13 protein-coding genes are annotated in these 13,223 nt (G+C 69.2%); 7 read left to right on the forward strand and 6 right to left on the reverse strand.

All coding sequences use genetic code 11. The features are described 5' to 3' along the window. Positions 1–29: 29 nt before the first annotated feature. Positions 30–2,024, forward strand: a complete 1,995-nt coding sequence (locus RIB98_09750; protein ID MEQ8841253.1) for a hypothetical protein — start codon at positions 30–32, stop codon at positions 2,022–2,024. 29 nt (positions 2,025–2,053) lie between these two features. After that, entirely contained in the window at positions 2,054–3,232 is a 1,179-nt protein-coding gene (locus RIB98_09755) for an aminotransferase class I/II-fold pyridoxal phosphate-dependent enzyme (protein ID MEQ8841254.1), read from the forward strand. Between the two features lie 18 nt (positions 3,233–3,250). Here the strand turns inward: RIB98_09755 and glpK are convergent, their stop codons facing one another. Further along, on the reverse strand, positions 3,251–4,732 hold the full coding sequence (gene glpK / locus RIB98_09760) for a glycerol kinase GlpK (GenBank protein ID MEQ8841255.1): 1,482 nt from the start codon (positions 4,730–4,732) through the stop codon (positions 3,251–3,253). Between the two features lie 73 nt (positions 4,733–4,805). On the opposite strand from glpK, the gene RIB98_09765 reads away from it, so the two are divergent. Then, positions 4,806–5,834, forward strand: coding sequence for an ATP-dependent 6-phosphofructokinase (locus RIB98_09765; protein MEQ8841256.1), 1,029 nt, complete (start codon positions 4,806–4,808; stop codon positions 5,832–5,834). Between the two features lie 5 nt (positions 5,835–5,839). Here the strand turns inward: RIB98_09765 and RIB98_09770 are convergent, their stop codons facing one another. From RIB98_09770 to RIB98_09790, 5 genes are read right to left on the reverse strand one after another with little or no spacing between them, the layout of a single operon-like run. After that, complete coding sequence (locus RIB98_09770) at positions 5,840–6,505, reverse strand: GerMN domain-containing protein (protein ID MEQ8841257.1); 666 nt, start codon at positions 6,503–6,505, stop codon at positions 5,840–5,842. 8 nt (positions 6,506–6,513) lie between these two features. Next, complete coding sequence (locus tag RIB98_09775; protein MEQ8841258.1) at positions 6,514–7,932, reverse strand: ATP-binding protein; 1,419 nt, start codon at positions 7,930–7,932, stop codon at positions 6,514–6,516. A gap of 5 nt (positions 7,933–7,937) precedes the next feature. Then, the gene (locus RIB98_09780) at positions 7,938–8,618 is read right to left on the reverse strand and encodes a response regulator transcription factor (GenBank protein ID MEQ8841259.1); all 681 of its coding nucleotides are present in this window, start codon (positions 8,616–8,618) and stop codon (positions 7,938–7,940) included. Between the two features lie 56 nt (positions 8,619–8,674). After that, positions 8,675–9,460, reverse strand: coding sequence for an inositol monophosphatase family protein (locus RIB98_09785; protein ID MEQ8841260.1), 786 nt, complete (start codon positions 9,458–9,460; stop codon positions 8,675–8,677). Continuing rightward, complete coding sequence (locus RIB98_09790) at positions 9,457–9,741, reverse strand: hypothetical protein (GenBank protein MEQ8841261.1); 285 nt, start codon at positions 9,739–9,741, stop codon at positions 9,457–9,459. The genes RIB98_09785 and RIB98_09790 overlap by 4 nt, the downstream gene beginning before the upstream one ends. A gap of 87 nt (positions 9,742–9,828) precedes the next feature. Here RIB98_09790 and RIB98_09795 point away from each other — a divergent pair, with 87 nt between their 5' ends. From RIB98_09795 to RIB98_09810, 4 genes are all read left to right on the forward strand, one after another. Next, the gene (locus tag RIB98_09795; protein ID MEQ8841262.1) at positions 9,829–10,551 is read left to right on the forward strand and encodes a polyprenol monophosphomannose synthase; all 723 of its coding nucleotides are present in this window, start codon (positions 9,829–9,831) and stop codon (positions 10,549–10,551) included. A gap of 17 nt (positions 10,552–10,568) precedes the next feature. Then, a complete protein-coding gene (locus RIB98_09800; GenBank protein MEQ8841263.1) occupies positions 10,569–11,270 on the forward strand; it encodes a helix-turn-helix transcriptional regulator in 702 nt (233 codons plus the stop codon). A 67-nt stretch (positions 11,271–11,337) separates the two neighbouring features. Beyond that, on the forward strand, positions 11,338–11,829 hold the full coding sequence (locus tag RIB98_09805) for an NUDIX hydrolase (GenBank protein ID MEQ8841264.1): 492 nt from the start codon (positions 11,338–11,340) through the stop codon (positions 11,827–11,829). Beyond that, the gene (locus tag RIB98_09810) at positions 11,826–13,136 is read left to right on the forward strand and encodes a DNA polymerase IV (protein ID MEQ8841265.1); all 1,311 of its coding nucleotides are present in this window, start codon (positions 11,826–11,828) and stop codon (positions 13,134–13,136) included. Before RIB98_09805 ends, RIB98_09810 begins: the two co-directional genes overlap by 4 nt. The last annotated feature ends 87 nt before the right edge of the window (positions 13,137–13,223 follow it).

The following is a 13,223-nucleotide window of genomic DNA, read 5'->3' on the forward strand; positions in this document are numbered from 1 at the left end:
CGCTCACGGTGCGTGCCGATAGGTCCCCGATGCGCTTCGTCGAACTGCGACCGACTCCTCTGGGATTCCCGCTTCCACTTCACCCTCGAATCACGTGGCTGAAGGGCCTCGACCCGGCCTCGCGCGTGTCGGTGGTCGGCCTCGTCCACGACGTCGCCCTCGGCCTCCGTCCCGATTGGGAGGGCATCATCGAGATCGACGGTCGGCGTTCCGATCTCGGTGACACGGTCGCCGACCTCGGTGAGACGGCCGACTCGGCCCTGATCATCGATGCGGCGAGCCTGCCCGAGGTCCCCGCCGACCCCGATCTTGCAGGCACGCGCCATCAGCCGGACCCGGCCGCCGATCGGGCCAACCTCGACGCCGCGCAGCAGAAGCTGGCCGTGCTGGACGAGCGCATCGCCGAGTTGGCTGCGGAAATCGACGCGAGCGGCAAGGTCCGCGCCGAGATGACCGCCAACCTCACATCGGCGCTGGCCCAGGTGGAGACCTCGGCCTTCGACGCCCTGGACACGGCCGACGGCCTGCTCGGGCGCGCCGCTCGACTTGCCGGTCGACCCGACCCGTGGACGGGAATGCGCGACACCCCCGATCGCATCGCGGCCCTGAAAGCGCTGGTCGAGGAATTCGACGAACGCCTCGCCGCCCTGCCGACCGGCGACCGCCCGGCCCTCGCCGCGGCGGTGGCCACCGCCCGTGCCGGTCTCGTGACGGGTTCGGTGCCGAGCCCCGAAGCGATGGCCCTGGCCCAAGCCTGGTCCTCGTTGCACCAGCGACTGCGGGGCCTCGAGTCACGCGTCGAAGCCGCGGCCGGTGGAACCGAAGCCGTGGCGACGCGTCTCGACGAGGCCCGCGCGGCGGCTCGCCGGGCCGAGGACGCCGCCGTGCCGCGGAAGGTGACGGAGCAGGAGGCCGCCGAGCTCGAGCGACTCCACGACGAGATGATCACCGCCGAGCAGAAGGCGGGCCGGGGTGTCCGTCGCAGCGCGGGGCGCGCCTCCTTCGAAGAGGCCGCCGACGAGCTCCAGCAGGCCCTCGAGCCGCTCGGGTACCCGACGTGGGCGGCCTTCCGCATGGGCAACGGTCTGGCGCAGGTGCCCGACGAGGTCATCGCCGAGTACGAGCAGGCTCAAGCCGCACTCGAGATCGCGGAGACCGAGTGGACGATGCTCATGGCCCGCATCGAGCAGGACTCAGAACTCCAGGACGTCCTGACCGCCATCGATCGGGCGCTCGAACATGCGGTCGAACTGCTCGGCGAGGATCCTCTCGCGAGCGGTGAGGGCACCGACGAAGAACTGGTGATGGCGGCGTTGCAGGCCCATCGTGTGGACGCCGCATCGGTCGGCGTGGCCCGAGCCGCCGGCGTGCAGCACCTGCGTGACGCGCTGGGCACCGCCGGTGCCGCCGGCCACAACGAACTCACCAGCGACATCGCCATCGTGGCGCTCGGCGATTCCTGGATCCAGGTACTCGCGGCCGCCGACGAGCTCGCCGTGCGTCTGCTCCGGGACCGTGAACGAGCCATCGACGAGCTCCAGGCGCTCGAGCTGCTCGGGGACGGCTCCCGCGTCGATCGCCTCGACGGCGAACGCGAGGCGGTGCGACAGGCGGAGATCGCCGTCGCCCGCACCCGAGATGCCCTCGGCCAGGTCGTCAACGCCCGGCTGCGGCTCCATGTGCTCGCGGCCACCGAGCTCAGTCTCGCCGAGGAACACGACGACCGGCTCGTACGTCGCGAGAGCGCGCAGGTGCTCGTCGATCTCGCCGCCCGGCGCGTGGACGGACACGCCGATGTCGATGCCGCGGCCGCGCTGGCCGACCGGGTGCCACGTGGCGCGGCCGGGCCCGTGCCGGTGGTCATCGTGATGGGCGACTCGCCCGCCGAGTTGCTCGATCGGCTCGTGGCCCTGCCCGAGGACGTGCAGATTCTCGTGATCGGCGACGGACGCGGGATGGATGAGTGGCTGGCCGCCGTCGGTCCTGCGTGCGCGGTGGAACTCGACACCGGAACTCTCGTCTAGCGACGGAATCGCCTGGCTAGCCTGGCTCGATGGATTTCCGTCGAATCAACGGGCTGCCGCCCTACGTCTTCACCATCATCGACTCGCTCAAGATCGAGGCCCGTCGAGCAGGTGAGGACGTCATCGACCTCGGCTTCGGAAATCCCGACCTGCCGTCACCGGAGATCGCGGTCGACAAGCTCGTCGAGGCGGCCCGCAACTCCCGCAACCATCGCTACTCGTCGAGCCGGGGCATCCCGAAGCTGCGCGAGGCGGTCGCCAGGCTCTACGACCGGCGCTTCGGCGTGGCGCTGGACCCCGAGACCGAGGTCATCAACACGATCGGTGCCAAGGAGGGGTTCAGTCACCTCATGTGGGTGCTGCTCCAGGCCGGCGATTCGGTACTCGTGCCGGCGCCGTCGTATCCGATCCACCTCTTCGCCCCGCTCTTCGCGGGTGCCAACGTGCGGGAGATGCCGGTCACCAACGACCAGGACGAGTTCCTGGCCACCCTCCAGGAGCGTTTCGAGTACTCCTGGCCACGGCCCCGGGTGATCGTGCTCTCGTTCCCGCACAACCCCACCACGATGTGTGTCGACCTCGACTTCATGCAGAAGGTCGTCGACTTCGCTCGTGAGAAGGACGTCATCCTCGTCCACGACTTCGCCTACGCCGACCTCGGCTACGACGGCTACATGCCGCCCTCGATCCTGGAGGCCGAAGGAGCCAAGGAGGTCGCCGTCGAGCTCTACTCCATGACGAAGAGCTTCTCGATGGCCGGCTGGCGGGTGGCGTTCATGGTGGGCAACCCCGAGATCGTGGCCGCTCTCCAGAAGCTGAAGAGCTATCTCGACTACGGCACGTTCCAGCCCGTACAGATCGCCGCCACGGTCACGATGAACGAGGCGCCGGAATATCCCGATCAGGCCCGGGAGATCTACGAGAGCCGCCGAAACACGCTCATCGACGGCCTGGCCCGCATCGGGTGGGACATCGAACCGCCGCGCGGCACCATGTTCACGTGGGCGCCGATCCCCGAGCAGTACCGCGAGATGGGCAGCGTCGAGTTCGCGTCGATGCTCGTGCGCGAGGCCCACGTGGCATTGTCGCCGGGCGTCGGCTTCGGGCCGGGCGGCGAGGGCCACGTGCGGTTCGCGTTGATCGAGAACGAGCAGCGGACCAATCAGGCCACCCGCAATCTCGGGCGAGCGCTCACCCGGCTGGGCTGAGCCCGTGCCCTCGACGACTCAGTCGAGGTCCCATTCGAGCGAACGCTCCACAGCCCGCCGCCAGCGCGCGTAGTCGGCGTCGGCCCGTGACCGGTCGGCGGCGGGGGAGAAGGTGCGGTCGGCGGTCCAGTTGGCGGCCACGTCCCCGGTGCCGCTCCACACGCCCTCGGCGATGCCGGCCAGATAGGCCGCGCCGAGCGCCGTGGTCTCGGGCACCGCGGCGCGGATGACCGGCACGCCGAGCTGGTCGGCCTGGATCTGCAACAGCAGGTCCATGACCGACGCGCCGCCGTCGACGCGGAGGTCGGTGGGGCCGGTGCCGGCGGCCGCCGCCATGGCGTCGACGACGTCGCGACTCTGGAACGCGATCGACTCGACGGTGGCCCGGGCGATCTCGGCGCGACCGGTACCCCGGGTGAGGCCGATGATCGTGCCGCGGGCGCGAGGGTCCCAGTGTGGGGCGCCGAGCCCGGCCAGGGCGGGAACGAAGACCACACCGCCGGTGTCGTCGACCGAGGCGGCGAGCGGTCCCGTCTCGGCGGCGTCGTCGATGATCTTCAGGCCGTCGCGCAGCCACTGAATCGCCGCGCCGGTGGCGAAGATCGCGCCCTCGTAGGCGTAGGTGGTCTCGAGTCCGGTGGGGCCGTCGATCGTCCATGCAACGGTGGTGAGCAGGCCCTCGACCGGTTCGGGGCACGTGGTGCCCACGTTCATCAGTACGAACGACCCGGTGCCGTAGGTGTTCTTCGCCTGGCCGGGGGCGAAACAGGCCTGGCCGAACAGGGCGGCCTGCTGGTCGCCGGCGATGCCGCTGATCGGTACGCCCGCTCCGGTCGGAATGTCGGCGGTGGTGACACCGAAGCGGCCCGACGAGGGTCGGATCTCGGGAAGAATGCCCGGCGGCACGTGCAGCAGATCGCACATCTCGGGCGACCAGTCGTTCGTGCGGATGTCGTAGAGCATCGTCCGGCTGGCGTTGGAGCCGTCGGTCGCGTGGACCCCGCCGGTGAGGTTCCACACCAGCCACGAGTCGATCGTGCCGAAGGCGAGATCGTCGTCGACCCCGACGCCGCCCTCGCGCAGCAGCCACTCGACCTTCGTGCCCGAGAAGTAGGGGTCGAGCACGAGTCCGGTGGTCGAGCGCACGCGGTCGAGCGCGCCCTGGGCCGCGAGCTCCTCGCAGCGGGCGGCGGTGCGGCGGTCCTGCCACACGATCGCCCGGTGCCGAGGTCGGCCGGTGGCCTTGTCCCAGAGCACGACGGTTTCCCGCTGGTCGGTGATGCCGATGGCGGCGATCGGCTGGTCCACGGTGGCCACGAGTTCGGCCAGCGTTGCGATGACGGCATCCCAGATCTCGTCGGCGTCGTGTTCGACCCAGCCCGGTCGCGGAAAGTGCTGTTCGAATTCGCGATAGGTGTAGCCGAGCGGATTCCCCCGCTCGTCGATGGCGAACGACCGCACACCGGTCGTGCCCGCGTCGATGGCGATGACGATTCCCATGGCGGGCGACGTTACCCCGACCCTGCTGTCCGTCGGGTCGCTACGATCCGTTCTCAGTCACGAGGGAGAACCCATGAAAGTCGGAGTGCTGACCGGTGGCGGCGATTGCCCGGGTCTGAACGCGGTCATCCGGGGTGTCGTGCGCAAGGCCGAACGGGAGTACGGCGACGAGGTCGTCGGGTTCCTCGACGGCTACCAGGGCCTGCTCGAGGACCGGTGGCGGCCGCTCGATGTCGAGGCCTGTCGCGGCATCCTGCCCCGTGGTGGCACGATCATCGGCACCACCCGGATGACGCCCTACATGGTCGACGACGGTGTCGAGAAGGTGAAGGCGACGATGGCCGCCACGGGGGTGGAAGCGCTGATCGTCATCGGCGGTGAAGGCACGCTGTCGTGTGCGAATCGGCTGCACGAGGACGGGGTGCCCGTCGTCGGGGTGCCGAAGACGATCGACAACGACATCGGCGGCACCGAGATGACGTTCGGTTTCGACACCGCCGTACAGATCGCCACCGACGCGATCGACCGGTTGCACACCACCGCCGAGTCGCACAACCGGGTGATGGTGGTCGAGGTGATGGGGCGTCACGTCGGTCACATCGCAACCTGGGCCGGCATCGCCGGCGGTGCCACGGTCACCCTGGTGCCGGAGGAACCGTTCGACATCCAGCAGGTGTGCGACTCGCTGTTGCGGCGCCATGCCAAGGGACGGTTCGCCTCGATCGTGGTGGTCGCCGAGGGTGCCCTCCCGGCGCCGGGCACGATCGAGATCCCCGCACCGTCGGTCGACGAGTACGGCCATCAGCGATTGGGCGGTATCGTCAACGTGGTCGCCTCGGAGATCGAGGCCCGCACCGGCTTCGAGACCCGGGTGACCGTGCTCGGCCACGTGCAGCGGGGCGGCACCCCGACGGCCTTCGATCGGGTGCTGTCCACCTGGTACGGCGTGGCGGCCATGGATGCCGCCCACGATCGTGACTTCGGCACGATGGTGGCGTTGCGCAGTGGCGAGGTGGTCCGCACCCCGCTGGCCGAGAGCATCGCCGAACTCAAATACACCCATCCGGCCCTGCTCGATGCGATGAGGACCTTCTTCGGCTGACCCGGCTACCCGTCGCCCGGCGGCACGGTGGTGGTGCTCGTGCTCGACGACGTCGACGTGGTCGCCTCGGTGCTGGCGTCGTAGAGACCGAAGTCGGTCGTGCGTACCGGCGCCTCGGTGGCCGACCCTCCATTGGTGGTGCTGAGGGCCTTCGGGAGTCCGTCGATGTTGATGAGCATCGCCTCGATGCCGTCCTCGCCCGTGAGCGTCCAGACGAGCTGCGCGGCAACGTCTCGCAGCGCCGTGTCGCCCGGTACGTCCTCGAGCGTTTCGAGGAACACCGTGGCCACGCCGTCGTCGACGGTCACATTGACGATGTCGTACTGCGTGACGGTGTTGAGCAGGGTGTCGTCGGCACCGATCGAGGCCCGGAAGCCCTCGGTGTCCATGGGATCGATCGCCTCGAAGGGGGAGTTCGCGGTGATGGGGACGACCACCTGCTGAACGACGCGTTGGTCGGTGCCCTCGCGGTTCGCCAACAGGTAGTAGGCGAAGTCGCGGGACGCGGCCGGCGGCTGGGTGGTGGTGATGGTCGTCGTCACGTTCTGGAGCGACGGCGAGAGTTCTTCCTGGTCGATGATCTGGGCCGAGTCGTCGGTCGGCAGCGAGCAGGCGGCCGCGCCCACGGCGAGCGCAGCGACCCATGCGACTCTCCTCACCAAAGTGGTCACGTGGTCAGCTACTCCAGGTCATCCGGCAGGTTCTCGTCGACCGGGAGGAGAATGACGAAGCGGGCGCCCTCTCGGCCATCGAGGCGGTCTTCGACAAAAACCGTACCGCCGTGCAGACCCACATGTTCCGCGACCAGCGCGAGGCCCAGACCGCTGCCGGTGTCGTAGCCCCGACGACCACCCGCCGCGCCGCGACTGAACCGATCGAAGATCACCGCCCGCTCGGTTTCGGGCACGCCGGGGCCCTCGTCCTCGACCGCGATGAAGAGGGTGTCGAAGTAGCGAGAGATCTCGACGGTGATCTCTCCGGCCCCGTACTTGTCGGCGTTCTCGATCAGATTCGTCATGACCTGGGCGAGGCGGCGCTTGTCGGCCACGAGGACGAGATCCTCGACATCGGGTGGGGCGCTCACCGTGGTGTCGGGTCGGGTCGAGTGGCCCACGGCCTGGCGGAGGAACTCCACCACGTGCAGCGGTTGGCTCTGCAACGAGGCGGTACCGACGTCGAAGCGGCTGATCTCGAGCAGGTCCTCGACGAGTTGGGTGAAGCGCTTCACGTCGTCGTTGAGCAGGCTGAGCGCCTGCTGGCTTCGCTCGGGCATGAGCTCGCGACTGTTGTTGAGCACTTCCACCGAGGCGCTCAGCGTCATGAGCGGGGACCGGAGTTCGTGACTCACTTCGGACGCGAATCGGGCGTCGCGTTCGATGCGGTCCTCGAGTGACGCGGCCATGCCGTTGAACGACGATGCCAACGACGCGAGATCGTGGTCTGCCGGGGTGTCGAGGCGGGTGTCGAGTTCGCCGGCGGCCAGCGATTCGGCCGCCAGCCGCACATCACTGACGGGGGACAGGGCCCGGCGGGCGGCCCAGACACCGAGCGATGCGGCGAGCAGGGTGGTGGCAACACTGGCCCCGAGGAGGACTGTTCCGAGCGAGGAGAGGGTGTCCTCGACATCGTCGAGCAGCAGCGCCTCGAAGTAGTCCGCGTCGCGGGGACTGTTGACGAGACGGATGCCGCTGACGATCGCCGGCACGCCGTCGATCTCGGTGCGGATGGTGCCGGCGTTGCCGCCGACTACGTCGAGCAACTCGGCCGGCACGTGGATCTCGCCGAATCGGGTGGTGTTGCGGCCGATCCAGAGGTCGTCGACCCGCAGGAGCTGGAACCCGCCCCGAGTCGAGGACAACACATCCTCGATGATGGTTCGAATTGCCTCGGCGTCAGCGTCCTCGGTGAGCTGTTCCTGTGCGTTGCGGGCGTTGGCGTTGAAGCTCTCGAAGGCGTCGGCATCGCGCTGTTCGAGCAACGTCTGGCGGGTGAAGGTGAGAGTGGCCACCGAGATGATGACCGACAGCAGCAACGCCCCGAACGCGAACACGAGTGCCACGCGGGCCCGCAGGCCCAGGCGCTCCCATCTCGATCGCACGGGCGTCAGGCCTGGAGCTTGTAGCCCAGGCCCCGCACGGTGACGACGTAACGCGGGTTGGCCGCATCGGGTTCGATCTTCGTGCGCAGTCGGCGGATGTGGACATCGACCAGCCGACCGTCGCCGAAGTAGCCGTAGCCCCAGACCCGTTCGAGGAGTACCTCGCGGGAGAACACCCGACCGGCGTTGGAGGCCAGCTCGACCAGGAGGCGGAACTCGGTCTTGGTGAGGTGGACTTCCTCGGCGCCGACCCGCACGACGCCCTCGTCGGGAATGATCTCGAGCTCGCCGAAGAGCAGCTGACGTGAACCCGGTTCGGAGGGGCGGACCCGGCGCAAGAGGGCGCGGATGCGGGCCGAGAGCTCCTTGGGCGCGTGGGGCTTGGTGAGATAGTCGTCGGCCCCGGCTTCGAGACCGGCGACGACGTCGTGGGTGTCGGCACGCGCGGTGACCATGACGATGGGGACGTCGGAGATCTTGCGGATGGCCCGGCAGACCTCGAATCCGTCCATGCCCGGCAGCATGATGTCGATCAGCACGACGTCGGCGGGCTGTTGACCGAACGCGAGAAGCGCGTCCTCACCGGATTCGGCCTCGACGACGTCGTAGCCCTCGTCCTCGAGCGCGAGGCGAACCGAGGTCCTGATGCGCTCGTCGTCCTCAACGGTCAGAATTCGGCTTCCCACGGTGCCTGATGCTGCCAGATTCTCGGGCCCGATGGGCGCCACTCGCCCGATTCTGTTCAGGCCGTGTGTCCGCCGGCTGCTTCGACGAGGGTGAAGAACCCGTTCGCGACGCCCGGCGTGGCCACGACCAGCCCGCCGCCGGTCGCCGTCCGGTCGTCGATTCTCGCACCGGCCTCTGTCGCGATGAGGGCCCCGGCGGCGGAGTCCCAGGGGCTCAGTCCGCGCTCGTAGTAGGCATCGGCGCGGCCGCAGGCGACCGCGCACAGGTCGACGGCCGCGCCCCCGAGGCGGCGGATGTCGCGCACCTGCGGGAGCAGGGTGACGAGTGCGGTGGCCTGCGCTCGTCGCCGATCGGCGTCGTAGGAGAAGCCGGTTGCCACCAGCGCAGTGGCGAGTTCGGTCGTCGCGCTCACCGAGATCGGTTTGCCGTCACGCGACGCACCGCCCCCGATCGTGGCCCGGAAACGTTCGTCGCGCACGAGATCGTGCACCACTCCGACATGCACCTCGCCGTCGACCTCGGCGGCGATGGACACCGAGCAGCCCGGAAGGTCGTAGACGAAGTTGGTGGTGCCGTCGATCGGATCGATCAGCCAGACCACCCCGGTGGTGCCGTCGACGCGGGCGCCCTCCTCGCCGAGGAATCCGTCGCCCGGCCGCGCTGCGGTGATCGACGCGACGATCGTCGTCTCCGACCAGCGATCGAACTCGGTGACGAGGTCGGTCGAGCTCGACTTGGTCTCCACCCCGTGGTGGGTGTCACGCAGTGCCTCGCGAAGCCGCGGCACGACGAGATCGGCTGCGGCATCGGCGACCGCCAGCAAGTCGCCGGCGTCGATCATGCCTCGTGGGCTCGCCGCCGGGTTTCCTTCTCGTTCCATTCGGCCATGGCCCGCAGCGAGAGCACTGCGACGATCGCGACGCCGATGGCGCACCCGATGGCGCTGAGCAGGCCGACGATGCTCGCCGTGCCGGTGCACGAGTCGTTGCACGACACATCGGTGAAGGCGAAGCCGATCAGTCCGCCGCAGAGCCCGCCGATGAGAATCGCGAGCACGGCGAGGACTCGGGCGATCAGCGGGGGCGCCGATGTCTGCGGGGTGCTCGACGAGGGGGAATCCACGTTTTGCACTCTACCGAGCAGCATCCGACGAGAGGAAGAGAAGACGAACGCGTGACCGAGGCGGCGCGACCTCTAGAGTTCCCGACGGTGCGTGCTCTGGTCGTTCTTCCGACATACAACGAGGCGGTGAACATCGGGGAGGTGCTTCGCCTGCTCCGCGACGCCTGTCCGGACGCCGGCGTGCTGGTCGTCGACGACGGTTCGCCCGACGGCACCGCCGATCTCGCCGAAGCCATGGCCGACGAGATCGGCAATGTCGAGGTGATGCGGCGCCCGTCGAAGTCGGGTCTCGGGTCGGCCTATCGCGACGGCTTCCGGCACGGTCTCGTCAACGGCTACGACATCATGGTCGAGATGGACAGCGATCTTCAGCACGACCCGGCCGCGCTGCCGTCGTTGCTGGCGGCGGTCGAGGGCGGTGCCGACCTGGCCATCGGCAGTCGCTATGTCCCCGGTGGCTCGATTCCCGATTGGACCTGGCATCGCCGGGCGCTCTCCAAATGGGGCAATCGCTATGCGGCGACCGTACTGGGCTTCCGGGTGAACGATGCCACCAGCGGCTATCGCGCCTACGCCGCCGAGGCGCTGGCGAAGATCGACTTCCAGACCGTCCGCGCCGACGGCTACGGCTTCCAGATCGAGATGGCCCATCGGGTGCTCCAGACGGGCGGGAAGGTCGAGGAAGTGCCCATCCGGTTCGCCGACCGGGTTCGGGGCACCTCGAAGATGTCGAGTCGCATCGTGGTGGAGGCGCTCGTGCTCGTGACGTGGTGGGGCGTGCGTGACCGCGTGCTCAGGTTCCGCCGCTGAGTGCCGATTCGTGGGGTATGGACCCGACCACGACTCTCGTACCGCCGCGTCGCCTGGGCACCCTCCTTCGCGAGGCCCGCGTGGCCGCGGGCCGGGAACTCACCGACCTGACCACACCGTCCGGGCTCACCGTGGTCGAACTCGACGACATCGAGCACGGCCGGCGATCCCTCGACGAATCGACCCTCACCGCACTGGTGGCGACCTACGGCATCGACCACGCCGAGATCGTGCCCGCTCGCTCGCAGCTCGTGATCGATCTCGACGAGGGCCGGATCGCCGTCGAGAACAGTGCCGTCGATGTCGACACCACCTATGGCGCCGACGCCGTGCTCACCCGGTATCTCTCCCTCGTGTACCGACTACGCGCCGTGCCGCTCGGCACCGAAGTGTCGTTGCGTGACGTCGATGTCGAGGTGCTCGGCTCCGCCCTGTCGCTGGCGGACGGCGACATCGAGGCGCGCCTTCACCGGCTGATGGCGACCCAGGAGGACATCGAGCGGGATCAGCGCCGCATCCGTCGCCAGTTGCTGCTGCCACTCGTCGGCGTCGTGATCGCCGCGACCGGACTCGGCACGCTGGTGCTGGTCGCCGACCCGGGCAGCGATCCGACCGTGGTTCCGGGGGCGACGCAGATCGGCACCCCGGCCATCGAGGAACCCGGCATCATCACCGACCTGGGCCCGGGCGGCGCGATCGAGATCAACTCGCCCGACTGAGTCGCCCGGAAACACTGTCTCCACAACACCCTCCCCAGAACCAGTGCTCGGCTGGCATGCTGGCTCCATGCGCCAGTGGAAGGTCGCCGGAGGCCTGATCACCAACGATCAGGGCCTGCTCCTCGTCGCCAACCGGCGCCGCGACGGCCGTATCGACTGGTCCACTCCCGGTGGGGTGATCGACGCCGGTGAGACGCCGCTCGTCGCGCTCAGCCGCGAGGTGCAGGAGGAGACCGGACTGGCCGTCGCCGACTGGTCCCGGATGTGTTGGACCACCGAGGTGCACTTCGTGGACATGGAGATGCACCTCGCCGTCGAGGTCCATCTGGCCGCCGCCCACACCGGCTCCATCCGCATCGGGGACCCCGACGGCATCGTGGTCGAAGCCCACTTCCTCGACACGGCGACCGTCGATGCCCGTCTCGACACCAGCCCGCCGTGGGTGGCCGAGCCCATGCGGCACTGGCTCGACGAACCGTGGGACGACTGCCGCCACTTCGAGTACCGGGCAGTCGGGCGATCGCCGGACGAGATGACCAGCGAACGCCTCCAGCCGTGAGCGAGGCCACCGGTCGGCCGCCCGACGGCACCCTCGGCTTCGTCCACGTCGACATGGACGCGTTCTTCGCGTCGGTCGAGTTGCGGCGCCGGCCCGAGCTGCGCGGCCAGCCCGTGGTGGTGGGCGGCACCGGTGACCGTGGTGTGGTCGCGGCCGCGAGCTACGAGGCCCGGCGCTTCGGGATCCATTCGGCAATGCCGTCCACCAAGGCCCGCCGGTTGTGCCCGCACGCGGTGTTCCTCCCCGGCGACCATGCCCACTACGGCGAGGTCAGCGCCGAGGTCATGGCGATCCTGCACGACGTCACGCCGCTGGTCGAGCCTCTCTCGCTCGACGAAGCGTTCCTCGACGTGCGCGGCGCGTTGCACGGCGAGGACCGCGCCGCACTGATCGGTGATCAGATCCGGGCCCGCGTGCTCGAGGAGCAGCAGCTGACCTGTTCGGTGGGGGTGGCCACCAACAAGTTCCTGGCCAAGCTCGCAACCGAACGAGCCAAGCCGACGCCGTCGCCGAACGGCCCGGTCTTCGGGCGAGGGGTCTTCGTCGTCCCGGCGGGCGGTGAGATCGAGTTCCTCCGTCCGATGCCGGTGACCGAACTCTGGGGAGTCGGCCCGGCGACGGCGCGCCGACTCTCGAGCCTGGGCATCGAGACGGTGGGCGACCTCGCTGCACAACCCCGCCGGCGGATCGAGGCCGGCATCGGCAAGGCGGCCGGGGCTCACCTGCACGCCTTGGCGCACGCTCGAGACGAGCGCCCTGTCGTCACCGGCCAGGAACTGAAGTCGATCGGCCACGAGGAGACGTTCGCCCGCGATCTCTGCACCCACGAGGCGCTCCGCCCCCAGCTGCTGCGCATGGCCGACGCCGTGGCCTCCCGCCTCCGCGCCGGATCGGTGCTCGGCCGCACGGTGACCATCAAGGTCCGGTTCGCCGACTTCACGACCATCACCCGGTCGAGCACCGTGCCCGAGCCGCTCGACGGCGCCCGGGCCATCGCGAGCGAGGCCGAGGCGATGTTGCGCAAGCTCGATCCCACACCCGGGGTCCGGCTGCTCGGCGTCAGCCTCTCCCAGTTGGTCGACGGGTCGGTCCGTCAGCTCTCGCTCGACGACATCGACGGACCGGCATGGGGTGACGCCGACTCGGTGGTCGACGAGATCCGCGAACGATTCGGCTCGACGGCGATCGGGCCGGCCGCCCTGGCGAGCCGCACAGGGGGTATCCGTCGCTTCGAGGTCGGCCAACAACAGTGGGGCCCCGACCGGAACGAGAGCGCGCCGGACGAGCCCGGCCGAAGCGAGCGGTGAGAGATAGTTGGCGCTCGCGCTCGCCGCGCGTTGTCCAGGGGTGGCGGCTGTGCGAGAATGAACTCCAGAGTCAAGGGCTGGAGGAGT

This window comes from Acidimicrobiales bacterium, assembly GCA_040219515.1.
Lineage (GTDB): Bacteria > Actinomycetota > Acidimicrobiia > Acidimicrobiales > Aldehydirespiratoraceae > JAJRXC01.